The organism is Rhizobium sp. BK289 (assembly GCF_014193575.1).
Lineage (GTDB): Bacteria > Pseudomonadota > Alphaproteobacteria > Rhizobiales > Rhizobiaceae > Rhizobium > Rhizobium tropici_C.
Map to the genome: position 1 here is coordinate 18,164 of NZ_JACHZO010000026.1, position 24,490 is coordinate 42,653.

20 protein-coding genes and 1 pseudogene are annotated in these 24,490 nt (G+C 58.9%); 5 read left to right on the forward strand and 16 right to left on the reverse strand.

Translation table 11 applies throughout. The features are described 5' to 3' along the window. Window positions 1-35 precede the first annotated feature (35 nt). Window positions 36-311, forward strand: a pseudogene (locus FHT84_RS30115) (DDE-type integrase/transposase/recombinase); the annotation flags it as partial. A gap of 35 nt (window positions 312-346) precedes the next feature. Here FHT84_RS30115 and adhP read toward each other — a convergent pair. From adhP to FHT84_RS30130, 3 genes are all read right to left on the reverse strand, one after another. Beyond that, a complete protein-coding gene (adhP, locus tag FHT84_RS30120; RefSeq protein ID WP_112340140.1) occupies window positions 347-1,429 on the reverse strand; it encodes an alcohol dehydrogenase AdhP in 1,083 nt (360 codons plus the stop codon). 201 nt (window positions 1,430-1,630) lie between these two features. Next, window positions 1,631-4,045 (reverse strand): phosphoketolase family protein, encoded by a 2,415-nt coding sequence (locus tag FHT84_RS30125; RefSeq protein WP_183765711.1) that lies wholly within the window; start codon window positions 4,043-4,045, stop codon window positions 1,631-1,633. Window positions 4,046-4,115: 70 nt separating this feature from the next. Then, window positions 4,116-5,300 (reverse strand): acetate/propionate family kinase, encoded by a 1,185-nt coding sequence (locus FHT84_RS30130; protein ID WP_112340142.1) that lies wholly within the window; start codon window positions 5,298-5,300, stop codon window positions 4,116-4,118. A 284-nt stretch (window positions 5,301-5,584) separates the two neighbouring features. Between FHT84_RS30130 and FHT84_RS30135 the strand changes: the two genes are divergently transcribed. Further along, entirely contained in the window at window positions 5,585-6,418 is an 834-nt protein-coding gene (locus tag FHT84_RS30135; RefSeq protein ID WP_112340143.1) for a universal stress protein, read from the forward strand. A 68-nt stretch (window positions 6,419-6,486) separates the two neighbouring features. After that, a complete protein-coding gene (locus FHT84_RS30140) occupies window positions 6,487-6,927 on the forward strand; it encodes a hypothetical protein (RefSeq protein WP_112340144.1) in 441 nt (146 codons plus the stop codon). A gap of 25 nt (window positions 6,928-6,952) precedes the next feature. Here FHT84_RS30140 and FHT84_RS30145 read toward each other — a convergent pair whose 3' ends face one another. Next, complete coding sequence (locus FHT84_RS30145) at window positions 6,953-7,678, reverse strand: response regulator (RefSeq protein ID WP_112340145.1); 726 nt, start codon at window positions 7,676-7,678, stop codon at window positions 6,953-6,955. 142 nt (window positions 7,679-7,820) lie between these two features. On the opposite strand from FHT84_RS30145, the gene FHT84_RS30150 reads away from it, so the two are divergent. Continuing rightward, the gene (locus tag FHT84_RS30150; RefSeq protein ID WP_112340146.1) at window positions 7,821-8,579 is read left to right on the forward strand and encodes a helix-turn-helix domain-containing protein; all 759 of its coding nucleotides are present in this window, start codon (window positions 7,821-7,823) and stop codon (window positions 8,577-8,579) included. 21 nt (window positions 8,580-8,600) lie between these two features. Beyond that, window positions 8,601-10,520 (forward strand): PAS domain-containing sensor histidine kinase, encoded by a 1,920-nt coding sequence (locus FHT84_RS30155; RefSeq protein ID WP_112340147.1) that lies wholly within the window; start codon window positions 8,601-8,603, stop codon window positions 10,518-10,520. Window positions 10,521-10,530: 10 nt separating this feature from the next. On the opposite strand, the gene hemN is transcribed toward FHT84_RS30155, so the two are convergent. From hemN to FHT84_RS30210, 12 genes are all read right to left on the reverse strand, one after another. Beyond that, the gene (hemN, locus tag FHT84_RS30160) at window positions 10,531-11,877 is read right to left on the reverse strand and encodes an oxygen-independent coproporphyrinogen III oxidase (RefSeq protein ID WP_112340148.1); all 1,347 of its coding nucleotides are present in this window, start codon (window positions 11,875-11,877) and stop codon (window positions 10,531-10,533) included. A gap of 79 nt (window positions 11,878-11,956) precedes the next feature. Beyond that, window positions 11,957-12,070 carry a cytochrome bd-I oxidase subunit CydX gene (gene cydX, locus FHT84_RS30165; protein ID WP_112338802.1) on the reverse strand — a complete coding sequence of 38 codons (114 nt, stop codon included), beginning with the start codon at window positions 12,068-12,070 and terminating at the stop codon, window positions 11,957-11,959. A gap of 22 nt (window positions 12,071-12,092) precedes the next feature. After that, entirely contained in the window at window positions 12,093-13,247 is a 1,155-nt protein-coding gene (cydB, locus tag FHT84_RS30170) for a cytochrome d ubiquinol oxidase subunit II (protein WP_112340149.1), read from the reverse strand. Between the two features lie 5 nt (window positions 13,248-13,252). Then, on the reverse strand, window positions 13,253-14,848 hold the full coding sequence (locus FHT84_RS30175; protein WP_112340150.1) for a cytochrome ubiquinol oxidase subunit I: 1,596 nt from the start codon (window positions 14,846-14,848) through the stop codon (window positions 13,253-13,255). Between the two features lie 80 nt (window positions 14,849-14,928). Then, window positions 14,929-16,617: an amino acid ABC transporter ATP-binding/permease protein gene (locus tag FHT84_RS30180; RefSeq protein ID WP_183765708.1), complete on the reverse strand. Its 1,689-nt coding sequence runs from the start codon at window positions 16,615-16,617 to the stop codon at window positions 14,929-14,931. Continuing rightward, the gene (cydD, locus tag FHT84_RS30185; RefSeq protein ID WP_112340152.1) at window positions 16,614-18,374 is read right to left on the reverse strand and encodes a thiol reductant ABC exporter subunit CydD; all 1,761 of its coding nucleotides are present in this window, start codon (window positions 18,372-18,374) and stop codon (window positions 16,614-16,616) included. Before cydD ends, FHT84_RS30180 begins: the two co-directional genes overlap by 4 nt. Before the next feature lie 455 nt (window positions 18,375-18,829). After that, entirely contained in the window at window positions 18,830-19,543 is a 714-nt protein-coding gene (locus tag FHT84_RS30190; protein WP_112340153.1) for a CBS domain-containing protein, read from the reverse strand. A gap of 231 nt (window positions 19,544-19,774) precedes the next feature. Beyond that, window positions 19,775-20,302 carry a divalent metal cation transporter gene (locus FHT84_RS31725; protein ID WP_281023925.1) on the reverse strand — a complete coding sequence of 176 codons (528 nt, stop codon included), beginning with the start codon at window positions 20,300-20,302 and terminating at the stop codon, window positions 19,775-19,777. Continuing rightward, window positions 20,251-21,039 (reverse strand): divalent metal cation transporter, encoded by a 789-nt coding sequence (locus FHT84_RS31730; protein WP_281023926.1) that lies wholly within the window; start codon window positions 21,037-21,039, stop codon window positions 20,251-20,253. Before FHT84_RS31730 ends, FHT84_RS31725 begins: the two co-directional genes overlap by 52 nt. Before the next feature lie 44 nt (window positions 21,040-21,083). Continuing rightward, window positions 21,084-21,788: a CBS domain-containing protein gene (locus FHT84_RS30200; RefSeq protein WP_112340154.1), complete on the reverse strand. Its 705-nt coding sequence runs from the start codon at window positions 21,786-21,788 to the stop codon at window positions 21,084-21,086. 91 nt (window positions 21,789-21,879) lie between these two features. Beyond that, on the reverse strand, window positions 21,880-22,191 hold the full coding sequence (locus FHT84_RS30205; RefSeq protein ID WP_095437860.1) for a hypothetical protein: 312 nt from the start codon (window positions 22,189-22,191) through the stop codon (window positions 21,880-21,882). A 141-nt stretch (window positions 22,192-22,332) separates the two neighbouring features. Beyond that, window positions 22,333-24,267 carry a heavy metal translocating P-type ATPase gene (locus FHT84_RS30210; RefSeq protein WP_112340155.1) on the reverse strand — a complete coding sequence of 645 codons (1,935 nt, stop codon included), beginning with the start codon at window positions 24,265-24,267 and terminating at the stop codon, window positions 22,333-22,335. Between the last annotated feature and the right edge of the window lie 223 nt (window positions 24,268-24,490).

The following is a 24,490-nucleotide window of genomic DNA, read 5'->3' on the forward strand; positions in this document are numbered from 1 at the left end:
GGTCCTGATCCCATCACATCAAACGAATACTTTTGATGAGCGATGTTAAACGGCGCCATTTTCGGAGCAAGGTGATCTTGTGGGCGGTGCGCCGGTATCGCCGCTACGGGTGAGTTACCGTGATCATCCAGCAGATGATAGGCGGGCGCGGTGTGTCCGTCGATCATTCTAGGATATATCGCTGGGCCCAGAAATGTGCGCCAAAGATTGAAAAGCGGCTGCGCCGGCCGCAATCGACGAGTTGGCGGGTCGATGAAACCTATGTGAAGGTTCGTGGTAAATGGACATATCTGTACCGCGCTGTCGACAAGTCGGCAACGCGATATAGTCCTCAGACGGAGGCGTCTCACACCTGAAACAATTTACCATCTGTTACCGGCTTCGCGGTCGTGATCGGCATGGTGAAATCCAGAACCATTCGACCCTCGATCTTGCCGGCCTTGAGCTTGGCAAAGATTGCATTGATGTCGCTTAACGGCGCTTTGGTGATATCCGCCTTGACCTTGCCGTCGGCTGCAAAGGCAATGGCCTCGTCCAGATCGCGGCGCGTCCCGACGATCGAGCCGCGCAAGGTGATTCGCTTGAGCACAACGTCGAAGATCGGGGTAGGGAATTCGCCCGGCGGCAGGCCGACGAGGGCGACCGTGCCTTTGCGGCGCACCATTTGGAGTGCCTGGGAGAAGGCCGGCGGCGAGACGGCTGTTACCAGAATGCCGTGTGCTCCGCCGCCGGTCGCCTTAAGGACGTCGGCTATTGCGTCAGGCGACCGGGCGTCGATCGCGACATCGGCGCCCGTCGCACCCGCCAGAGCTAGCTTCTCCGGTGCGACATCGAGTGCCACGATCTTAAGGCCCATCGCCTTTGCATATTGGATTGCGATATGGCCGAGGCCACCGATGCCGGAAATTGCCACCCATTCGCCCGGACGGGCTTCGGTTTCCTTCAGTCCTTTGTAGGTGGTGACGCCAGCGCACAGAATAGGGGCGATCTGCGCAAAATCAACGTTGGCCGGAAGCCGTGCGGTGAAGGCCGCCGAGGCGATGACATATTCGGCAAAGCCGCCGTCGCAACTGTAGCCGGTATCATGCTGGTGCTCGCACAGGGTCTCCCAGCCTGTCTCGCAATATTCGCACCGCATGCAGGCGTCATGCAGCCAAGCGACCCCGACCGGATCGCCTTCCTTGAAATCGGTCACTCCCGGCCCAAGCGCCGCGACGACGCCGGCAACTTCATGGCCTGGAATAAACGGCGGTGACGGTCTCACGGGCCAATCGCCGTCCGCTGCGTGGAGGTCCGTATGGCAAACACCGCAGGCAATGACCTTGACGAGAAGCTCGCCCGGTCCGGGAACCGGCACCGGCACATGCTCTATCACAAGCGGCTCACCGAACCGGCGCACGACCGCCGCCGCCATTGTCTTTGCAATCATCACTCGTCTCCTTCATCCATTTCAAAGTTGATGAGGCGAGACTAGCCGTAACGGCAATGCCGACCATGACATAGATCAACGCTCAATATTCAGTCCAATGACAGCCTCGTTCGAATGGGTCTAGTAGATCGTGTTTGAATGCTTACGACAACGTCACCTACCATGCTGGAGCCGATCCCGGTCCCTCGATGAAGCATCGCTTCAGGACAAACGATCCCCATTGTCGCCATAGGGCCATTTCCAATTGCTGATTTCCGGCATGTCTTCACCGTATTGGCGAATGTAGCGACCGTGCTCTTCGAGCTTGTCGCGGAAAAGCTGGATCACATCCCGTGCCTTTTCCTTGAGACCCGGCACGCGCTCGATCGCCTCGATGGCAAGATGGTAGCGGTCAAGCTCGTTGAGAACGGTCATGTCGAAGGGCGTCGTCGTGGTTCCTTCCTCGATGAAGCCGCGGACATGGAAGTTGCGGTGGTTGGTGCGCCGATAGGTGAGGCGGTGGATCAGGTAGGGGTAGCCATGATAGGCGAAGATGACCGGCCGATCCGGTGTGAAAAAGCCGTCGAAGATCTCGTCGGCGAGACCATGAGGATGCTGTTCGCTCGATTGCAGCGCCATCAGATCGACGACGTTGACAACGCGGATCGACAATTCCGGGATATTCTGGCGGAGAAGATCGACGGCAGCGAGCGTCTCCATGGTGGGGACATCGCCGGCGCAGGCCATGACCACATCCGGTTCGATCGCGTTCTGTTCGTTACAGGCCCAATGCCAAATGCCGATGCCGGCTTCGCAATGCTTCGCCGCTTCATCCATCGACAGCCATTGCAGCTCCGGTTGTTTGCCGGCGACGATGACGTTGATGCGGTCATAGGTTTTCAGGCAGTGATCCCCGATCCATAACAGCGTATTGGCATCCGGCGGCAGGTAGATGCGCACGGTGTCGGCTCTTTTGTTGGCAACAACATCGATGAACCCCGGATCCTGATGGCTGAAGCCATTATGGTCCTGTCGCCAAACGTGCGAAGTCAGAAGGTAGTTCAGCGAGGAAATCGGTTTGCGCCATGGCAGTTCGCGCGACACCTTCAACCATTTGGCATGCTGGTTGAACATGGAATCGATAATGTGGATGAAGGCTTCATAGCAGGAGAACAGACCATGGCGCCCGGTGAGCAGATAACCTTCCAGCCATCCTTGGCATAGATGCTCGCTGAGGACCTCCATGACCCGGCCGTCTCGGGCAAGGCTAACGTCATAGGGTTTCATCTCCTCCATCCAGACACGGTCGGTCACTTCAAAGACGCTACCGAGACGGTTGGATTCCGTCTCGTCTGGGCCGAAGATGCGGAAGTTGGCGTGATCGGCATTGAGGGTCAGGATGTCGCGCAGATAATGGCCAAGGACCTCGGTTGATTGCGCCATTGTTCGGCCGCGCTCCTCGACGGCAACCTTATAGTTGCGAAGATCAGGCACAACGAGTTCACGGCGCAGCAGCCCGCCATTGGCATTTGGATTGGCGCCCATGCGGCGTTTCCCTTTCGGCGCCAGTGCAGATAATTCCTCTTTCAAGCGCCCGTCGGCGTCGAAAAGATCCTGCGGATCATAGCTGCGCATCCAGTCTTCCAGGATTTTTCGATGGCTGGCGTCCTCGCGGCAGTTGGAAACCGGCACCTGATGCGCCCGCCAGAAACCCTCGACTTTCTTGCCGTCGACTTCCTTCGGTCCCGTCCAGCCTTTCGGGCTTCTCAGCACGATCATTGGCCAACGCGGGCAGAAATTGCCGGGAGCGCCGGTGCGGGCCTCAGTCTGGATGGCGCGAATGCGGTCGAAGACCTGTTCAAAGGTCGCAGCCATCGCTTGATGCATATGGTGCGGGTCAGAACCTTCGACGAAGAACGGTTCGTAGCCATAGCCGATGAAGAGATGACGCAGGTCCTCGTCGGTGTCGCGACCAAGGATGGTCGGATTGGCGATCTTGTAGCCATTGAGATGGAGGATGGGCAGCACGGCGCCGTCGCGGGCCGGATTGAGGAACTTGTTGGAATGCCAGCTGGCGGCCAACGGACCGGTTTCAGCTTCGCCGTCGCCGACGACACAGGCGGCGATCAGGTCGGGATTGTCGAGGACGGCGCCATAGGCATGAACCAATGCATAGCCGAGCTCGCCGCCCTCGTGGATCGATCCCGGAGTTTCGGGGGCGGCGTGGCTGGGAATGCCGCCGGGAAAGGAAAACTGACGGAACAGTTTGCGCACGCCGTCCGCATCTTCGGAAATGTCCGGATAGATTTCGCTATAGGTGCCTTCGAGATAGGTGTTGGCGACCATGCCGGGGCCGCCATGGCCAGGCCCGCAAATATAGATGATATCGAGATCGCGATCGAGGATGATCCGGTTGAGGTGGGCGTAGATGAAGTTGAGCCCTGGTGTCGTACCCCAGTGGCCAAGCAGGCGCGGCTTGATATGCCCGGCCTGTAGCGGCTCGCGCAGTAGCGGATTGTCCAGCAGGTAGATCTGGCCGACCGAGAGGTAATTGGCGGCGCGCCAATAGCGATCGATGAGGTCGAGTTCGGCGGCGTTGAGTGGATGCGCAAAAGTTGCGCTTGGCTGCTTATCCATGTGGTCGCTCCAATTCAATATGGTCATTCGTCAGCCTACCGCGAACCACGCGATAGGCGGTTGATCTGGATCACTCAGCCGCCAAAACTGACAGCGCTTCATTGGCGATGATCTGCTCCTCGTCCGTTGCGATGACGAAGGTCGCGACAGGGCTTGCCGATGTGCTGATGATGGGCCCGCTAGTGGCGTTCGCATTATCGTCGAGGGCGACGCCCAGCCATCGCAGGCGACCGCAGATCGCAGCCCGAATTTCCGGCTGGTGTTCGCCGATCCCGGCGGTAAAAACGATGCCGTCAAGGCCGCCCAGCGTTGCCGCCATACGGCCAATTTCTCCCGCAATGCGCAAGGCAAGGAGATCGATCGCTTCGCGCGCCTCAGTGCGCTCGTCCTTCAGGAGATCGCGCGTGTCGCCGCTAATACCCGACACGCCAAGCAGGCCTGAGCGATGATAGAGCATCTCCTCAAGGTTGCGCAGCGTCCGGCCTTTCGGCCCGAGAAGATGCAACAGCACGCCGGGATCGAGAGCGCCGCAGCGTGTTGCCATCGGTATGCCGTCGAGCGTTGAAAATCCCATGCTGCAGTCACGGCTTTCGCCGCCATCGAGGGCGCACAGGCTCGCACCACTGCCGAGATGCGCGACAATCACCTTGCCCGCGGCCACCTTCGGTGCGCGCGCTCGTAGTTCCGTGGCGATGAAAGCATGGGAAAGACCATGAAATCCGTAGCGCTTGATCCCCTGATCGTGCAGTGCACGGGGCAAGGCAAATCGGCGAACTAGATCGCTCTGGGTTGCGTGGAAGGCTGTATCGAAGGAGGCCGTCTGCGCTAGCGTCGGTCGTAGATGTTTGACCGCACGGATCAGGCGGAGCGCCTGAGGCTGGTGCAAAGGCGCGAGCGCGGTCAACTGGTCTATATCGCCGATGCTAGTCTCGTCGAGGCGAATGGGACCGACGAACCGCTCGCCGCCATGTACGACACGATGACCGACAGCCCGCACGGCATCCATGTTGAAATGCCTGCCGAGTGTTTCGAATGTTTCGGCGATGACATTGCGCAGATCCTCACCGCCTTCGGCGTGTATGAACGTGTCGAAGACTGCCGGTCCTTCCGTCAGATGAAGCGACAGCGGGCGCCTGCTGAAGTCGACCAAACCCTTGCCGATGCGACGTGCTCCGTTCACATCACATTGGAATAAACCGATCTTGAGCGTTGACGAGCCCGCATTGAATGTGAGCAGCAACTTGGCGTCAGTCATCATGGTTCCTTCGGTTGGAAATCAGCTGCCAACGATTAAGCCGAGACAGTCGGCTGCGATGAAATGTTGCGCCGAGTTTCCACCCAATCCGGAGAGCTTGACCAAGCTTGAATACAGCCATCGCTTCTAAGGCTGGCCTCCGCCTTTTGCATTGACCCACATCAAGCTGTGTGACGCCAGCGATCGATCTTCGATCCGGGGTGTTGACCAAGATCAAGGCGCAGCGCCCGCCGGTGCATAAACTCAGGCCCATCGAACAACGAGTTCAAACAGGAGGTGTGACCATGCAAGCGAAGACCATTTTGAGTGTCATCGGCGTCAATCAAGATGATGACGATCTGCGTTCCGCAATCGAATTGTGCCGGGAGGCGAAAGCCCATTTGTCCGTGCTGGTGACGGCACTCGCTGCTCCGCCGATCGGCGGACATGGCGAAGTGACGTCCACGGTATGGTTCGAGGAGCGTGAGCGTCAGACGGAAGATCTTCGTCGGAAGGTCGCTGCTACCAACGCCATTCTGCAGGCGGATGATGTTTCATTCGACGTAAACAGCCTCTTTACGGAATACGGATGGGCGGAGAATGAAATCGGAGACCGGGCGCGCTATGTCGACCTGACGCTGATCGGCGGCGGCTTTCTGGCCCATGACGACATGCGGCAGGAAATTTTGAACGGAGCCCTGTTTCGGTCGCCGGCGCCGATCCTTCTTGTGCCGAAAGGGCATGCCGCTTCTCTTCGCCCGAAAACGGTCTTGGTTGCGTGGGACTCTCGCAACGAGGCGAGCATGGCCGTGCGGGCTGCGATGGACCAGCTGATTGCGGCCGATAGCGTGTGTGTCGCCATGGTCGATCCATCCGCGACGATCGGCAGCAACGGCGAAGAGCCTGGAGCCGATGTCGCGACCTTCCTAGCACGGCATGGAATCCGGGTCTCGGTGGATGTCTTGCCCAGCGGCGGGCGTGCTGTCGCGGACGTGCTGCGTCAGCATGCGATCGATATCGGTGCCGAACTGATTGTCATGGGTGCTTACGGGCATTCGCGGGTGCGTGAGTGGATCTTCGGAGGGACGACGCGCTCCATGCTCGAGCAGACGCCCGTTCCGTTGATGATGACACGCTGACACCCAATTGGCTCATGACCCCGCCGACAGGTGTGGTCGATTGCCTTTATTCTTGGAAAGGAAGAAGAATGGCTGGCACTTATGTTATCGCCGCGCTGCGGCCGGATCAGATCGTGCAAGCCTATCCTCTTGTCCAGGCAGCAGTTCCAAACCTTGGCATGGTTGCATGGCGCCGGATGGCATCCGACGCCAATCGCCACGACGAAATCCTCGTCGCGGTCAACCCTCGAGGCTACATTCAGGGCCTAAGCATCTATAGGCCCTGCGATCATCCCGCCGTCGGGCTGCTGCTTGACGTCATTTTTCTGATTGTCGCAAGTGCAGCTGATGAACGTGGCATTGCGCAAACCCTATTGGCGAGCATTCGATCGCGGGCCAGGGAACTCAAGTACAACCAAATTAGATTCTGGAATCAAAATCCGGGCAATTGGGAACAGATGCACGACGAGGAGCGCGTTTATCGATTGGATCACGGGCTTATGATGTTCTGCAACGAAAGGGACCGATGAGGATTCGTTCGCAGCGAGGTCGCCTTTATCTCTTTGCGGTAAAGACGTAACCCACACCGCGTATCGATTTGATCAACTGTGGATGCGTGGAATCGGCCTCGATCTTCTTGCGCAGTCGCGCGATCTGGGCATCGATCGTCCGATCGTACACCTCCAGATTCCGGCCGCGCGTCGATTCCATGAGGAATTCGCGGTTGAGCACCCGCCCGGCATGGCGCGCGAACACGACCAGCATGTCGAATTCGCCGGTGGTCAATTCGATTTCGATTTTGGCCGGTGAGAGAAGCTGCCGTTTGCCGATATCGAGCTGCCAGCCCTCGAAACGAAACACGTCACCGGGTTCGGTTTCCTGAGCTTTTGCCGCCGGTTGTCGGCGGCGAAGAATGGACTTGAGGCGAGCATGCACTTCCCTGAGATGAAAGGGCTTGGCGATGTAGTCGTCGGCGCCAACCTCAATTCCGACGATCCTGTCGACAACATCGTCGCGACCGGTCAGCATGATGATCGGAATGTCCGACTGGCTGCGGATTTCGCGGGCAAGGTCCAATCCGTCCTCGCCACCGGGCAGGACCCAGTCCAATAGAATGATATCAAAATTGTCTTGCTGCAGAGACGCTCGCATCTCAGGGCCGTTCGATGCAGTGCTTACGACATACCCTTCGTCCTCGAAGTAGCGTGTCAGCATCTGACGGATTCTGGGGTCGTCGTCCACGACCAGAAGATGTTCACGCCGCTGCTGATCGAGTGCCATTGCAAGGGTTCCAGTAAAGACGGGCTGCGACCTGTGACAATCCGTTACAAAATTGCACGATCTCTAACACGCGTAACATTCGGCTGTCACTCGGAAGGCAACAATCTACACGGCATCGGAACAACATTTGAGAGGGATTGTCATGTTGTCGGCAAAGAGCGCTGAGCGAGCTCAGAGTTACAATGAGGTTGTCGTTGCCTTCGATACCGAACCGACCTGTCTTCAATCACTGTTCTCGAAGCAACCACTGGAACAATTGGATGCCGGCGGAACGTTGTTCTTCGAGGGCGACCAGGCAAAACAGCTCTTTGAGCTGGTAGAGGGGGTTCTGCGCATTTTCAAGATCATGGCGGACGGCAGGCGCGTCATCACAGGCTTCCTCTACCCGGGCGATCTTGTCGGCGTTTCCCTCAGAAATCACTATCTCTATAGCGCCGAAGCCGTAACCCCTGTCAGATTGCGCCGTTTCTCCCGGAGAGCCTTCGAGGATACGGTCGGCAATTCGCCGGAACTGAGGCCGCAACTTCTTGCCCGTCTCTGCGACGAAATGGCGGCAGCCCAGGATCAAATGGTGTTGCTGTCCTGCAAAAATGCCGAAGAGCGGCTTTGCAGCTTCTTGCTGCAGCAGCTGCAGCGGAAACGAGAACAGGATCGCTCATGCAGTGTCGTTGATCTTCCGATGACCCGTCTCGATATCGCCGACTATCTGGGCCTCACGATCGAAACAGTTTCCCGAACCATGACGAGGCTGACAAACAAGGGTATCGTCGGTCCCGCGGGTCGCCATTCCATCCGCATTTTAAAGGCCAGGATGCTTGCACATCTGGCGGGAGAGGGTGATGAATGCGACGATCGCTATTCGCCCGTCATTTCCTTGGATGATGCCCGGCGGCGCCACTAACCGAATGCAAATGGAAGTTCGATGATCGATCAGCCCTCAGGACAGCAGGCCGCGGAAACCAGGTTGGACGAAATCGCCCAGATCCTCGATAGCGCGAATATTGTCGTGCACACGTTCGACGGAATTATCCGCAGGTGGACGTCGGGATGCGAGCGGCTCTACGGCTGGACCCAACAGGAGGCCATTGGCCGGGTGGTTCATGAGTTGCTGTCGACTATTTTCCCGGAGCCTCTCGAGGAAATCCGCGGCAAGGTCGCCCGGCAGGTTGCTTGGCAGGGGGAGCTTGTGCATCTACACAAGGACGGCAGGCCCGTCGTCGTGACGAGCCGTTGGGTTGCGGCATCCTCTGCCGATCCAGACCAACACGTCATCGTTCAAACGAATAATGACATCAGTCACTTAAAGCAGATACAGGCGGATCTGGCCGAGCGTGAGGCTCATCTGCGGTCAATTCTGGCGACCGTCCCCGAATCGATGATTGTGATCGACGAATTAGGAGTGATCGCGTCCTTCAGCACCGCTGCGGAAAAGCTGTTTGGATATTCGGCGGAGGATGTGCAGGGAAAAAACGTTTCGATGCTGATGCCTTCGCCAGACCGCGAGGCCCATGATGGATATCTCTCGCATTATCTGACGACCGGCGAGCGCCGCATCATCGGGTACGGCCGCGTGGTCAGTGGCCGACGCAAAGACGGCACGGTCTTTCCGATGGAATTGTCAGTTGGCGAGGCGATCGCCAACGGCAAACGAATATTCACCGGCTTCGTCCGTGACCTGACGAGCCGCCACAAGATCGAAGAGGAACTTCGACAATCACAGAAGATGGAAGCCATAGGCCAATTGACTGGCGGCCTGGCCCATGACTTCAACAACCTGCTCACCGTCATCAGCGGCAACCTGGAAATGATCGAGGCGCGGCTGCAGGATCCGAAGTTGCTGTCGTTGGTTTCCGAGGCACAGGCAGCGGCCGAGGACGGGGCGAAGCTTACCGCTCAACTCCTTGCCTTTGGTCGTCGCCAGCCTCTCAATCCCAAGCTTATGGACGTGGGGAGGTTTGTATCCGGCTTTTCCGATCTCTTGCGCCGCACATTGGGCGAGGCGATCGAATTGCGAACCGTCATTACTGGTTCGGCGAACGAAGCACTTGTCGATGGCTCTCAATTGCAAAATGCTCTCCTTAACCTCGCCATCAACGCACGGGATGCGATGCCCCGCGGTGGGCTTTTGTCGATAGAGATTTCTCGCCAGCGGCTCGATGCTGACTACGCACGCATGTATCCGGAGGTCCGGACCGGTGAATACGTGTTGATTGCAGTGACCGATACCGGTGTTGGCATGTCGAGCGAGACGAGGGAGCGTGCCTTTGAGCCGTTCTTTACGACAAAGGGCATGGGGGCTGGTACTGGGCTTGGCCTCAGCATGGTCTATGGCTTTGCCAAGCAGTCAGGTGGCCTTGTCCAGCTCTATAGCGAGATCGGCCAAGGGACGAGCGTTCGCATCTTCCTGCCTGCTCAAAAGGCACGAACGGAAATGGAGCCAGTTCATGCAGACGACAAGAAGCCTGACATGATTCCAAAAGGCTTCGAGCGTATCCTCGTCGTCGAGGACGATGCTCGTGTTCGCCGCGTCACCGTCTCCCGGCTTCTCGATGCCGGATACAGTGTCCTTGAGGCAGGCAATGGAACCGAGGCCCTGGCCCTTTTCCAGGAGAATCACGACATCGCATTGCTGTTTACTGATGTCGTCATGCCGGGCGGCATGGCTGGGGATGAACTGGCACATAAAATCCGGGCCATGCGCCCTGAAATCAAGGTGCTATTCACATCCGGCTATGCCGAACCCACGATCGCCGGTCGCGAATTGGCGGAGGCTGGCAGTTGGTTGAAAAAACCCTACACCGCCCGCCAACTTGCTATCCGCCTGCGTGAGCTGCTCGATTAACTTTTTGCATTCAAACGGCGGCGCTGTGGCGCGCTTTGTTGGTTGCCAGATAGCGATCGAAGCGGGAGGCAATCGTGCGGACAAAGGGCCGCCACTCTGGCTTCATTGAGAATACATCCCCATCAAAGTGGACGACGTCGGACTCTACCGCTGCAACGTCTTCAACCTCTGCCAAGAAAGCGTCGACCTCGGCTCCGAAAGCTCGCTTCAGATCGGAGAGGGAGAAGGAGAAATTGCACATGAGGCTCTCGATCAACCTGCCGATGATGCGATCGGAAGGCGAAAGTGCGAAGCCGCGCATAGTAGGAAGCTCGCCGGCTCTGACCTTGCGGATATAGTCCGCAGCAGAAACCGAGTTCTGGACATAGCCTTGTGGCAGCCTGCCGATCGAAGATGCTCCAAATCCGATCAGCGTCTCAGCATCGTCCGTCGTGTATCCTTGGAAATTGCGTCTCATCCTTCCATCGCTGGCAGCAGTGGCAAGATTGTCGTCCTGGTCGGCGAAATGATCGAGACCGAGTGCGATATAGCCGGCTTCCACCAATTGAGCGGCACCACCGCTTGCCATGTCGAACCGCTCGGCCGGACCGGGAAGGGTATCTTGATCGATAAGGCTTTGGTGTTTTTTCACCCAGGGGACATGCGCATAACCGAAGAGTGCAATACGATTGGGCCGCATCGACACCGCGAGATCGATAGTCCGTCGCAGCGTCTCCGTTGTCTGTAGCGGCAGACCGTAGAGAATATCGAGATTGATTGAGCCGATGCCGGCGTTGCGCAAGGCTCCCACGACGGCTTGTGTCTGCTCGAAACTTTGTGGCCGATTGATTGCCCTTTGAACGTCGGGATCGAAATCCTGGATGCCGAGGCTTGCACGCGTGATGCCAAAGCGGTGCCAAGCTTCGAGCTTATCATGGTCCGCATTGCGCGGGTCGATCTCGACGCTGATCTCACAATCCGGATCCAGGTCGAAAGCACCATCGAGTTTCGCACGAAGACTGCCGATGTCCTCAGGCTCGATCACGGTCGGCGAGCCGCCACCGAAATGGACGGCGCTCACACGCCGCCGACTCGGAAGAATCCGCGCTGCAAGTGCGATCTCCTCCCCAAGCGCGTCCAGATAATCGTCAACGGGATCGTAGCGTCGTACCTGCTTGGTATGACAGCCGCAAAACCAGCAGAGCCGATCGCAAAAGGGCACATGCAAGTAGAGCGAAACGGGTTTATGTGGATCCGTCTCGCCAAGCCATCTGGCATAGCACGCGCCGTCAATGCCGTCGTGAAAATGCGGCGCCGTCGGATAGCTGGTGTAACGCGGCACGGGTTGAGTGTAACGGGCAAGCGAACTGGTGAGCACGGGAGGCGTCTTTCAATTGATCAGGCAGAGGGATCGATTGGTGGGCATGGGCCGGGCGACGTGCCCGGCCGCCGGGGTACTATCCACGCTTGTTCTTCTCGGTATTGTCGTCCACGAGTTCGTACCACATGGCGTTGAGGACGGCGAAGGCGGCGGCAAGCGGGAAGCCGAGAAGCCAGGCGAAATACCACATGTTCTTTCTCCTTGTATGGGGGTTAGTAGGCGTGGCCGTTCTTGTCGTTGACCATCTCCTCGTCGACCTTGCCCCACAGCACGCGATAGACCCACGCGGTGTAAACCAGGATCATCGGCAGGAAGATCAGCACTGCGATCAGCATGACGAACAGCGTCATATGGCTTGAGGACGCGTCCCAGACCGTGAGGCTGGAGCGGAGGTCGAGTGAAGAAGGCAGGATGAAGGGGAACATCGAGACGCCGACCGTCGAGATGATGCCGAAGATGGCGAGCTTGCTGAAGAGCAGGGGCGCCACTTCACGGCGAGCAATCATCGACAGCAGCGTGGCGATGGCACCAATGAAGCCGAAGATCGGAGCGGCTATCATCCACGGATGGCTGCCGTAATTTGCAAACCAGACACCGCTGCCGTGATCGACCGTCTTCAGGAGCGGATTGGACGGCCCGATCGGATCGATCTGGCTGGTAATGCGATAACCGTCGACGCCGTACCAGAGAGCAAGGCCGCCAAGGGCAAAAAGCACGATCGTCGCAAGCGCCGCCAGGCTGCCATAGCTGCGTGCGCGTTCCGCGACAACGCCGCTGGTTTTGAGCTGCAGCCATGCCGCACCGTGCATGGCGAGCATGGCGACAGAAAGGAGGCCGCAGAGTAGGGCATAGGGATTGAGCAGGCCGAAGAACGAGCCTTCATAATAGATCCGCATATCATTATCGAAGCGGAAGGGTACGCCTTGCAGCACGTTGCCGACCGCAACGCCGAAGATCAGCGAGGGAACGAAGCCGCCGATAAACAGCGCCCAATCCCAGCCTGTCTTCCAGCGGGCGCTCTCGCGTTTGGAGCGGTATTTGAACGCAACCGGCCGCAGGATGAGTGCGAAGAGGATGGCGAACATGGCAAGGTAGAAACCGGAGAAGGACACGGCGTAAAGCGGCGGCCAGGCGGCGAAGATCGCGCCGCCGCCGAGTAGCAGCCAGACCTGGTTACCCTCCCAGGTCGGGCCGACGGAATTGATGGCGATGCGTCGCTCCGTATCGGTCTTGGCGACGAAGGGAAGGAGCGCGCCAACGCCGAGGTCGAAGCCGTCGGTGACGGCAAAGCCGATCAAAAGCACGCCGAGCAGCAGCCACCAGATGACGCGCAGGGTTTCGTAGTCGATCAACTCATGAAGGATCATGGTGGTTACTCCGCAGCAGGAATGAGAGTTTTGGAGGTGAGGTCGGCTTCTGGTTCGTCGCCCAGTTGCGGGCCTTTGCGAATGGCTTTCACCATCAGACTCATTTCGATAACGATCAGCGCCGTGTAGATCGCCGCGAAACCAAGCAACGTGATCAGCACGCTAACAGCTCCAAGATTGGAAACGGCAGCGGCGGTTGGCAACACGCCTTCGATAACCCAGGGCTGGCGGCCGAATTCCGCCACGACCCAGCCAAGCTCGATGGCGACCCAGGGCAGGGGAATGGCGAAGACCGCGATGCTCAGCAATAGCGGATAGTGATCCAGCTTCCGTCGTGCCGAGAGCCAGAAGAAGACCGTCGTCAGCAGGATGAAGAACAGGCCGAGCCCGACCATAATGCGGAACGACCAGAAAAGCGTCGGCACATTTGGAATGGTGTCGCGAGCCGCTTGCGCGATCTGCTCCTCCGTTGCCTGGCGTGGATCGTCGACGTAGCGCTTGAGCAGCAGGGCATAGCCGAGCTCGTGGCCCATATCCTCGAAGGAGGTGCGCGCGGTTGCGACATCCTGCGAAACTTCTCCGGGCGCTGCCGGCTTTGCCGCACGGATCTTCATCAGCGCATCATAGGCCTTGATGCCCTCGCGAATATGGTCCTTGGCCTGTTCCTCGAGCTTGTCGATGCCAGGGATTTCCGTCGTCAGCGATCGCGTCCCGATCAGGCCCATGGCCCATGGAATGTGGATGGCATAATGGGTCTCGCGGGCCTCCTGATCCGGGAAGCCAAAAGCGGTGAAGGCAGCCGGCGCCGGTTCGGTCTTCCACATGGCTTCGATTGCTGCGAGCTTCATCTTCTGATGCTCGGTCGTCAGATAGCCGCTTTCGTCACCGAGCACGACGACTGACAGCGCCGAAGCCAGGCCGAAGGATGCGGCAACCGTCATTGAACGCTTGGCGAGCTCGACGCTGCGGCCCTTCAGGAGATACCAGGCCGAGACACCGAGCACGAAGACCGAGGCACAGACATAGCCCGCCGAGACAGTGTGAACGAACTTTGCCTGCGCCACCGGATTGAAGACGACATCGAAGAAACTGACGATCTCCATGCGCATGGTCTGCGGGTTGAGCGCCGAGCCGGCCGGGTTCTGCATCCAGCCATTGGCGATCAGGATCCACAGCGCCGAGAAATTCGAGCCAAGCGCAACAGCCCAGGTGGCGACCAGGTGGCCGACCTTCGACAGCCTATCCCAGCCGAAAAAGAACAGGCCAACGAAAGTCGCCTCGAGGAAGAAGGCCATCAATCCTTCGATCGCCAGCGGCGCGCCGAAAATATCGCCAACGTAGTAGCTGTAATAGCTCCAGTTCATCCCGAACTGGAATTCCATCACGATGCCGGTTGCAACGCCGAGTACGAAGTTGATGCCGAAGAGTGTCCCCCAGAACTTCGTCATCTGCCGCCAAATCTGGCGGCCGGTCATGACATAGGTCGTTTCCATAATGGCAAGCAGCACGGAAAGGCCGAGCGTCAGCGGCACGAATAAGAAATGATACAGCGCCGTCATGGCGAACTGCAGGCGCGACAGCGCCACGATATCGAGTTCCATAGTCTTTCTCCCACCCCTTGCGGTGTTTGATGCACCGCAGCCTTGGATGAGCTGCGGTTATGAGTGATCGCTCGGCCGCGTCAGTCCTGCCTTAGCCGTGCGAGTGCTGCGTCGAATTCAGCGTCTCCCCGCCGCACATTCGTGACGATACGACCTTGATCGAGAAGGACGATTCGGTCGGCGATCTCGGCTTCACGGCGAATATGCGTGGCGATAACCAGCGAGCGGCCGCGGCTGCGGTCGGCAATGCGTTGCATCACGTCACGTCCCGTTTCACGGTCGAGCGCTTCAGTCGGCTCGTCGAGAAGCCAGATCGGCGTGTCACGCAGGAACATGCGAGCAAGCGCCAGGCGACGGGATTGTCCGCCGGATAAGCCAAGCCCGCTTTCGCCGAGGCGGGTGTCGAGGCCTTTCGGCAGGGCCAGTACGTCTTCCAGGAGGCCGGCATTCGCAAGCGCCGCGTCGAGCATCTCGTCGTCTGCATCCGGGTCAGCAAGGCGCAAATTATCCCGCAGACTGTCTTGGAACAGCTCCGTGCGTTGGGTGAGCATCGTCGCCGGAGCGGTTTCGACCACGCCGCGTTCGATGGCGAGTTCGCCGGCCACGATGGCAAACAGGGTCGACTTTCCGGCTCCGCTCGGGCCAATCACTGCGAGATGCTCGCCCAATGCCAGAGACAGCGTGATATTCTCCAGCGACGCCATCGCGGCTCCGTCATATCGGGCGGAGACGCCGGAGACTTGGATGGCAAGCCCGTCTTCCGGCATAGAATGTGCGGGCGGGTGAGCAGTGTGTATCGGACGAGGGGAAAGGCGCCGAGCGGCAAGCACGGTGCGACCGAGCTCCAGCGCCCCACGGCGCAGCGCTGCAAAAGGTTCGAGCGCTGCAAGGGCTACCAGCAGGCCGAGAGCGGCAACCGGCGCACCGATAAGGTTCCGCTCGGCCAGGGTGGTGACCGCCAGCAAAGTGCCGGACAGCAGCGCAGCCGAGGCGAGGCCGAAGCCGGCGACAACACCGCTTTCGATCCGGTTCAGCGTATCATCTGCCTCTCGCAAACGATAATCGGCGACAGCGAGCGCCGCGCATTGCGCCTGCAATCTGCCGGCCATGACGAGTTCGGTCTGTCCGGCGACGAGATCGATGGCGCGCGAGCGCAGCGCTTCTATCGCATGCGCACGCCGCCGTGCCGGTTTCAGCGCTAGACGTCCTGCAAGGGCGGGAATGCCAAGACCGGCAGCGACAAGCCATAGGCCAACGAGCAGCGCGAACGGGACCGAGAGCAGCATCAGCGCGATGCTGACCGCCAGAGCGGAGACGATGGCGACGGCGGCCGGCACCAGAATGCGCGAATAGAGAGAGTCGAGCGCATCGATGTCCACCGTCAGCCGGAAGAGCAGCTTGGCAGGCCTGCGCATCAACATTGTTGCTGCACTGGGTGCCGCCCAACCGCGAAACAGATTTTCGCGAAGCGCGGCAAGAACACTGAGCGTCGCGTCATGGGTAGTCACCCGTTCGCCATAGCGTGCAGCGGTGCGAAGGATCGCCAGCAGCCTGATGCCGGCGGACGGGGCAAAGACATCGAAGGTGATGGCCGTTGCCGTCAGGCCGGCAAGCGAAGTCGCCGTAATGAACCAACCCGAGAGCCCGAGCAGAGCGATGCCGGCAAGCACGGTAAGGGCCGACAGCAGCGCGCCGAGCAATAATACGCGTCCGCGCGCCGCCAGGAAAAGCCGACAGATGGTATAAAGAGCGGGGAATGTCGACCTCATGCGGCTTCCTCCCGGACCGATGCGTCGATATGGATTAGCCGGCCTATCCTTGCGGCCAGAACCGGGTCGTGTGTGGCAACAACGAGTGTCCGTCCGCGAGCAACTACCAATAATGCCTCGGTGATTTCGCGTGCGGTTTCGCTGTCGAGATGCGCGGTCGGCTCGTCTGCGAGGATGATGTCGATATGTGGGGCCGCGGCGGCACGGGCAATCGCTAGCCGCAGGGCCTCGCCACCGGACAGACCTGCCCCGCCTTCGCCGATGGACGTGACGCCACGCTGGGTCACAGTTCGCCGCAGATGGGCGAGGTCAATCGCTCGTTGTACCGCGTGCGGGCCGACTTCGGGTCGGCCGAGCGTGATGTTGCTGGTGATCGTGCCGGCAAAAATATGCGGCCGCTGCCCGATCCAAGCCATCCGGCGGCGCAGCATTGCGGCGCAGGTGTCGTCAAGGCGCTCTGCGCCAATATGGATCAGGCCATTCTCTGGAAGGGCCAGACCGGCAATCAACGATAGCATCGTTGTCTTGCCAGCACCGCTTTCTCCGAGGAGAGCCACATGCTCACCGGCTGCGATCGCCAGGCTGAAACCGTCGAAAACAGGCATTTGTTCAGCCTGATGCCGGAAACAGAGCCGTTCGACATTGATTGACGGCAGCGTACGATCACGGCTGGTTTCCGCCACCTTTTCATCGCGCCAGCCAGGCAACGTCATGCCAGTGCTGGATAGTGCGTCGAGAGCGTCCAGGGCTGCCTCTCCGGCTGCCCGGTCGTGCCAGACCGCCGATAGTTCTCGCAGAGGCTCGAAGAAGCTCGGAGCCAGCAGGAGAATGAACAGACCTTGGGTCAGGCTCAATCTGCCGGACCACGTGCCGACATCGATTGCGCCGAGCAGATTGAAGCCGACATAGACGGCCATTGCGGCAACGCCCAGAGCGGCGAACAACTCCAGAACTGCCGAGGATAGAAAGGCTATCTTGAGCACAGCCATGGTTCGCATCTTGAGCTGTTCTGCATCAGCCCGCAGTCGCAAGGCGGTGCGATCGACGGCGCCGAGCGCGCGAATAGTGGCAAGGCCGCGCAGCCGGTCGAGGAGAAAAGCATTGAGCCCGCCGGTCTCGGCCAGTTGCTTTTCGCTTGCGGCCTTGGCTCGCCAACCGATCAAGGCCATGAACACGGGGATCAGTGGCGCCGTAAAGAGCAGAATGAGGGCTGCAACCCAGGAAACCGGTGCAACGCAGATGAGGATGACCGGTGGGACGGCACTTGCTTTCAGCCGCGCCGGTCGGAAGCGAGCGAGATAGGGCACGATGGTTTCAGCCTGCTCGGCGACGAGACTTGCGGCAAAACCGGACGCTGGACGATCGCTGTCCAGTGGCGATCGGGCGGCGAGTGCCGTAACGGCAATCTCGCGCCGCCGGCTCAGTTCTGCGCGCGCGGCTTGAAAGGCCAAACGTCCGCCCAAGGCATCCAGCCCGGCACGCAAGGCGCCAAGGAGAAAGACGAACAGCGCCGGTACCGCCGTTGCCGTTATGCTATGTCCGTCAGCGATCACGCCTATTCCACTGGCAAGCAAGGCTGCTTGGGGTATCCAGAGGAGTGTCGCCAGCGTTTGCACGAGGGCGGCCGGTGATAATTTGGCGCGCATTGTCCTTGGCGGCCGGTCTTTTGGGGAAGACGGTTGGATTGAGCTGTCGGTGACGTCGGTCTCCGCCTCTCGTCTGACTTCCGATCCCGTATCGAAGAATGCGGTGGTCATCGTGCCTGCCTCTTGTCGATGGAGTTGGCGCTCATGCCCTTGCGACCGAGCAAATGACGCGCGTCTTCGCTGCTTCGACAAGCACGAGATGAATGAGGAAGGATTGGACGAGAGGCGCAGGGCTCATGATGATTTCCGTCGCTTCATTGCTTTTAGACAATTCTAAATGCACTTCATTCAGTGCGAGATTTTTGGGTTGGTCTGGACTGTCTGAATGGTGAACTCGACGTTTAGTAATCTGCCTGTGACGCTTCAGCTTTGACCTAGGTCAACTTCGAGAAATTATGAGAGACGGGTGTTGCCAGACAGAGTCTCAGCCAGTGGGGAAAAGCTCGGTCGTCACCAACAGCTAGTTTTTGGCTGTCCGAGGAATCCAGATGGCGATCAAAACGGCGCGTCGAGCCAGTCGTTCGCCGCCCGCCATATCGCCTTTGTGCCTATGGCGATTGTGTTGTTCAGACCGCTTCACTCGGCGCCGGCATGGCAACACCGAGATAGGGATCGATCCATGTGATCTGGTCGGTAACGGACTTGACGCCCGGCACATTCTCCGCTGCAACCTTGGCAGCCAGTCGCTCTCTTTCGTCGAAGATAGTGCCGGACAATTCGACAACGCCGTTCTGAACGCTGACTTTTATAAAGCCATTCTGGCTCCAGCTCTGATGGGACAGCTCGGCAATGACCGCCTCGGCGATCTGATCGTCGCTGGCCTGGACCTTCTCCTTTGGCAGCATGTTCGCCAGCGCCCGCAACAGGTCTGATCGGCAGACCATCCCGATCACTTTGTCTTGGACGACGACAGGCAAGCGCTTGATCCCATGCTGCTCCATCAGGTCGACGGCAACGGTGAGCGTTGCATTGGGAGCGATAGTGACAACCTCCGACGTCATCACTTCTTCAACGTTGCGGCCATGCGAAAGAACATACTCATCAGCAAGCTTGCCGGGGCTGGTCAGAAACTCGAGCAGCCAGGATCGCTTGCGCTCCGTCTGCAATTCCGAGCGGCGAAGGAAATCGCCTTCGCTGACAATGCCGACGATGTTTCCGTTGGCATCAACGACTGGAAGACCGCTGACGTGACGGTCGAGCATAATCGTTGCCGCATCCACCACCGATGTTTTGGGACTTACGGTGATGGCTGGTGCGTTCATGATTTCTTGAATGAGCATGGTCGTCTCCCGGCGATGGATTTGGTTTGTGGTGCCGATAGGGGTTTGGATTGTTCCATGCCGAGAAGGTTACAGAGCGCACGATTGCGATGCTTTGATCGACATCAAATGAGCGGGGCTAGTTGAGGTCATTGGCAAGTTTTGTTTGCGCGACGATGGACCGCAGACCATTTGCTTGAAAGCTGCGCTGCAACTTCAAACAGCCACAGCGGGAGAACCGCGGGGGAGGCGCTATGAGACGAACATCATCACGGCTGCGACCGCCATCAACGCGACCGTGGCCCAGCCGATATATGCTGCCAATATCCCTATCGTGTACGGGCCCATGACCTTCGGGTTTGTCGCCAACAACAGGATGATGGCAATCAAGGGAACGGCCAGCAGCCCATTTATAACGGCGCTCCAGAACAGTGCGTTCATCGGATTGATCGGCGAATACTGAATGACCAGGGCGAGCAGCACACTTATGGCGATCACACCGTAAAAGCCTCGGGCGTCATTGGGAGCGCGCTCGAGCCCGAATTTCCAATCCATGGCCTCTGCAAGCGCATAGCCGGCGGAACCTGCGAGAACAGGCACGCCGATGAGACCGACGCCTAAAATTCCGAGCGCGAAGATAAGTGCGGCAAAGGGTCCGGCCAGCGGCCGCAGTGCGCTTGCTGCTTGTACGGCCGTGTCGATCTGGGTGATGCCGGCGACATTGAGCGTCACGGCGGTCGCCAATATGATGAAGAAGGCCGTGAGATTGGAGTAGAGCATACCACTCCATGTGTCCCAGCCAATGCGACGAAGTTCCTTGGGAGCTGTCGCACTGTCTCTGGACAAAGGCACTGAATCGGGAGCGGCATCATATCCTCCACTTCTTCCGATGCCTGCCAGAAGAAGAGGTAAGGACTGATCGTCGTCCCGAAGACGCCGACGACGACCGCAGCATAGGTCGACGTCGGGGTGGTCGTCGGCCAGATCGTCCTCAAGGCAACTTGCTGCCAGTCGATATGGACGGTGAAGAGGACCGCCGCATAAGCCAGGAGCGAAATTGTCAGCCACTTCAGGAACGCGACATAGCGGTGATAAGGGATGAAGACCTGAAGCGCGAGCGTCCCGAAAACGAAGAACATTGTCATCAGGTGTCGGTTGAAGCCTGTCACCAGCCCCGCGACCTCGCCCATGGCGGCAACATCGGCGGCGATATTCAGAATATTGGCGATCAGGAGCGAGAAAACGACGGCATAGAGGATCACCGGTGGAAATGCGGTCTTTATGTTCGCCGCCAGGCCCTGTCCGGTCACACGCCCGATCCGAGCGCACGTCGCCTGGACGACCGCCATCATTGGAAATGACACCGGCATTGTCCAAAGCATGTTCAGACCGAATTGCGCTCCCGCCTGGGAGTAGGTGGCAATACCGCTCGGATCATCGTCGGCGACGCCGGTGATCAGGCCTGGACCCACACTCGCGAGTGGGTGCTCTCGCAGGCGAGCAAGGCGACCCGACAATCGCGATCGCCACGAGGATTGTCCAATAGTGGCGAGTTCCTGACTCATTGGCCACTGTCTCGCCTCGTTGAAACGCTGATGGCGTCCGAAGGCAGGAGCGTTGTCCGATCGATATATCCATTGATTCCTCGAATTCCCTCCACAAGCGTTCGGATCGCCTTTTGTTGGATATTGGATTCGAGGATTCCCTTCACCTGTACCTGGCCGTCTTTGACGATGACGTCGACCTTGTTGCTAGCAATCCCGAGATCCGCGGCCAGCCGGGTCTTGATGGCGAGCCGCATGGCGTCATCACCTTTAGCGACGTGTCGATCAGGTGCATCGATGACCAGATTGATCAAATCGCATCGACTGACGATACCGACAAGACGACGGTTGCTAATGACCGGAACTCGCTTGATTCTGTGGGACAGCATCAGGTTACCAATCCGCCCGACATCCGTTTCGGGGGTGACGCTGATAACCTCGCGGTGCATCGCCTCGCCGACCGACCATCCGTAGATTTGAATGTAAGTGTTCAAGCCATGCCGATCGTCTTGCTCGAACTTGTCTTTGGCCCACGACGCCCAGTTATCGCCGACGCGTCGCAGGAGATCCCCTTCGGTGAGGATGCCACAGACCTCGCCGTTGTCGCCAATCACGGGAAGGCCGCTGATATCATTGGCGCGCAAGAGCAGCGCCGCGTTTCGGACGCTCATCGTCGGCGTGGTTGTGATGACATTCCGTGTCATGATGTCTTTGGCTTGCACGACGGCTCTCCATCTTCACTTACTTTAGGTATTCCCGCTATTGCCGCGCCTATAGAATCCCAGGCACGCCAAAAGCCGCTCGATGTCATCGTCAGGCGTCGTTTCGGATCGATTCCAGAACGATTGCCTGCTCTTGGGCCGAGGCCAGCAGTTCTTCCGCATATTCCTCAGCGGACTTCGTGTCGGTTCCGCACAGTCTGGCGTCATGGCATTTGCGATCGATGGCGTGCCGCATTGCTTTGATGAGATCTGCTCTCTCGCCGATATCGTGAAGACGTATCAGACGGGTGAGCGCCGTCAGCGCGATGAGTTCAAGGACCATCATGCGCCCTTCCACCTCGCCGAGGGAGGGAATGGCTTTAGAGGCTGCACCGCCCAGGCTGTCGCGTCTGGCTCTCAGCATTGGCTTGCTCCTTCATGGGTTTGGTAGCAGGAAGCAGTCTGCGGATATTTGCCGCCGCGGCATTGATCAGGATCAATGAGGGGAAGGATCTTCCCGACCAGACGCAAAGCGACGTGGTGATGTGATCCGACTATCCGTGCTTCAGGATGTTTGCGTCTTAGAGGCAGGTCTGGTCGCTATATTCGCTGACTGGCTGTATGGGCCGCCCTCCGATTTGGACGGCCCAAGGGCACGCAATGCATTCAGGATAACTGCGACATCGATGACTTCCTGAAGTAAAGCACCGTGCAGCGGCGGCAAATAGCCAAATGCCGCGGCGATCATGCCGGCAACTGAAAGGCCAATCCCAGCAACCACGCTCTGGCGGGCGATCGCAACGGTCCGGCGGGCGACAACCAGGGCGGTTGCCAAAGGATCGAGTCGGTCCACGAGCAGTACGATGCTTGCCGCCTCCGAAGAGGCCGCCGCCCCACGCGCGCCTAATGCAACACCTACGTCGGCCGCCGCAAGTGCCGGCGCATCGTTGACGCCGTCACCCACCATCATCACCGGACCGAAGCTTTTCGCCGCGATAACGGCCTCCACTTTCGAAGCCGGTGTCTGTTCGCCAAGCACCTGTTCGATACCGAGGATGTTGCCGACGTTCGAGGCAACATCCAGGCGATCGCCTGAAGCAAGAACGATTTTCGCAATTCCGGCGCTGCGCAATCGCTGCAGAACGCTGATCGCCTCGGCGCGCACCGGATCGGACATTATGATATTTCCCGCGACAATACCGTCGATTGCGACTGTCACCGCAACTTCACCAGATCGGTGATGATTTTCGAAGACTTGGGAAGCACTTCGAGAACTTCGGCTTTTCACAAAGCGGCTATCACCGATCACGACGCGGCGTCCGTCGACCGTTCCTTCAAGCCCGGCTCCGCCAACTTCCTCGACATTGGTTGGTGGCGACAGCCGCAGATTGCGCTCCTGCGCTCCCTCGATCAAAGCGGCAGCCATGACGTGGCTCGATGCTTGATCCAACGAAGCGGCAAGACGCAACAACTCGTCCTTATCGATCCAAGCGCTGCAGCCGACTGTTATGATTTGGGCTTTGCCGTGTGTGAGTGTGCCGGTCTTGTCGAGGACGGCAACCCGCACGCGGCTTAAGGCTTCAAGGGCGCTACCGTCTTTCACCAGGCAGCCTATCGAGGCACAGCGCGAGATACCCGACATAAGCGCGACCGGTACGGCCAGGATAAGCGGGCAGGGCGTGGCAATGACGAGAACGGCAAGAGCACGTCGCGGATCGTCGGACAGCAACCAGGCCGACAATGCTATCGTTACCGTCATGAGCAAAAATGCCAGGCCATAGCGGTCCGCAAAGCGCGCCATCGGCGCCTTGCTCTTCTGTGCCGTCTCGACGAGGCGTACAACCGCAGCATATGTGCTCTCAGAGGCGGGGCGAAGTGCCTTGACAGTAAAGACGGGACCGATCGATGCGCTGCCGCTTAGCACCTCTTCACCAGCCCGATGATCCACAGGGAGTGGCTCTCCCGTTAACGCAGACTCGTCAAGAATAGCGCGGGGAGACAGAAGAATACCATCGACGGGCAGCACTTCGCCTTGGCGGATCATGATGTGATCGCCAGCAACTATCTTCTCGATGGGAGTTAGTTCCAACCGATCGCCAACATAGCGAAATGCGGTTCGTGCCACCCGTCCCATCAGTAATGTCATCTCACGGGCGGCGCGGCCGGACGCATATCCCTCCAGCATCTGTCCACCTGCATACATCAGCGCGACGACGTTGGCTGCGAGGCTTTCGCCAAAGGAAAGGGCGAGCGCCATCGACAGGGCTGCGACGATATCCAAACCGAAATCGCCGTTACGCAAGGAACGGAAGGTCTGAAGCAACAACGCGCCCAGGATCGGCAAGGTGGCGAGCGCCCAGACAAGGGAGGCAAGCGCGACGTTATCGACCAATACGAAGGTAATGCCTGCCAAAAGCCCGGATGCTGCAATCAGCACCAAAGATGATCCACTGGTTTCTACCAGGAAACCTACCGTGCTGGTCACGCTGGAGAACGTCATGATTGGCTCCGGTGGCTGAGTTTGTATCCGCTATGCTGGTGCGCTCGATCAGCTGATTAGAACCGTTTCCATCGAACAGACATTGATCCGCCTCAATGCGGCCCGTTCCGAGAGACATGCGAATTTAAAAAAACGTATGGCCCGCCCGTCTGCAAGAGGATTTTACGGTGTTCTGATCAGTTTGCGTCAACGTATACGGTCTCATGGGAAGTCCCCATGGCCA

Excerpts from the sequence above, each read along its gene's own strand:
- FHT84_RS30150 (WP_112340146.1), top strand. The coding sequence starts at position 7,821 with ATGTTGTCGGCAAAGAGCGCTGAGCGAGCTCAGAGTTACAATGAGGTT.
- FHT84_RS31725 (WP_281023925.1), bottom strand. The coding sequence starts at position 20,302 with ATGCTCTACTCCAATCTCACGGCCTTCTTCATCATATTGGCGACCGCC.
- FHT84_RS30140 (WP_112340144.1), top strand. The coding sequence starts at position 6,487 with ATGGCTGGCACTTATGTTATCGCCGCGCTGCGGCCGGATCAGATCGTG.
- FHT84_RS30175 (WP_112340150.1), bottom strand. The coding sequence starts at position 14,848 with ATGGAACTCGATATCGTGGCGCTGTCGCGCCTGCAGTTCGCCATGACG.
- FHT84_RS30145 (WP_112340145.1), bottom strand. The coding sequence starts at position 7,678 with ATGGCACTCGATCAGCAGCGGCGTGAACATCTTCTGGTCGTGGACGAC.
- FHT84_RS30180 (WP_183765708.1), bottom strand. The coding sequence starts at position 16,617 with ATGAGGTCGACATTCCCCGCTCTTTATACCATCTGTCGGCTTTTCCTG.
- adhP (WP_112340140.1), bottom strand. The coding sequence starts at position 1,429 with ATGATTGCAAAGACAATGGCGGCGGCGGTCGTGCGCCGGTTCGGTGAG.
- FHT84_RS30155 (WP_112340147.1), top strand. The coding sequence starts at position 8,601 with ATGATCGATCAGCCCTCAGGACAGCAGGCCGCGGAAACCAGGTTGGAC.
- FHT84_RS30210 (WP_112340155.1), bottom strand. The coding sequence starts at position 24,267 with ATGACGTTCTCCAGCGTGACCAGCACGGTAGGTTTCCTGGTAGAAACC.
- cydD (WP_112340152.1), bottom strand. The coding sequence starts at position 18,374 with ATGACCACCGCATTCTTCGATACGGGATCGGAAGTCAGACGAGAGGCG.
- FHT84_RS30190 (WP_112340153.1), bottom strand. The coding sequence starts at position 19,543 with ATGCTCATTCAAGAAATCATGAACGCACCAGCCATCACCGTAAGTCCC.
- FHT84_RS30125 (WP_183765711.1), bottom strand. The coding sequence starts at position 4,045 with ATGGATAAGCAGCCAAGCGCAACTTTTGCGCATCCACTCAACGCCGCC.
- FHT84_RS30130 (WP_112340142.1), bottom strand. The coding sequence starts at position 5,300 with ATGACTGACGCCAAGTTGCTGCTCACATTCAATGCGGGCTCGTCAACG.
- cydB (WP_112340149.1), bottom strand. The coding sequence starts at position 13,247 with ATGATCCTTCATGAGTTGATCGACTACGAAACCCTGCGCGTCATCTGG.
- FHT84_RS30135 (WP_112340143.1), top strand. The coding sequence starts at position 5,585 with ATGCAAGCGAAGACCATTTTGAGTGTCATCGGCGTCAATCAAGATGAT.
- cydX (WP_112338802.1), bottom strand. The coding sequence starts at position 12,070 with ATGTGGTATTTCGCCTGGCTTCTCGGCTTCCCGCTTGCCGCCGCCTTC.
- FHT84_RS30205 (WP_095437860.1), bottom strand. The coding sequence starts at position 22,191 with ATGCTGAGAGCCAGACGCGACAGCCTGGGCGGTGCAGCCTCTAAAGCC.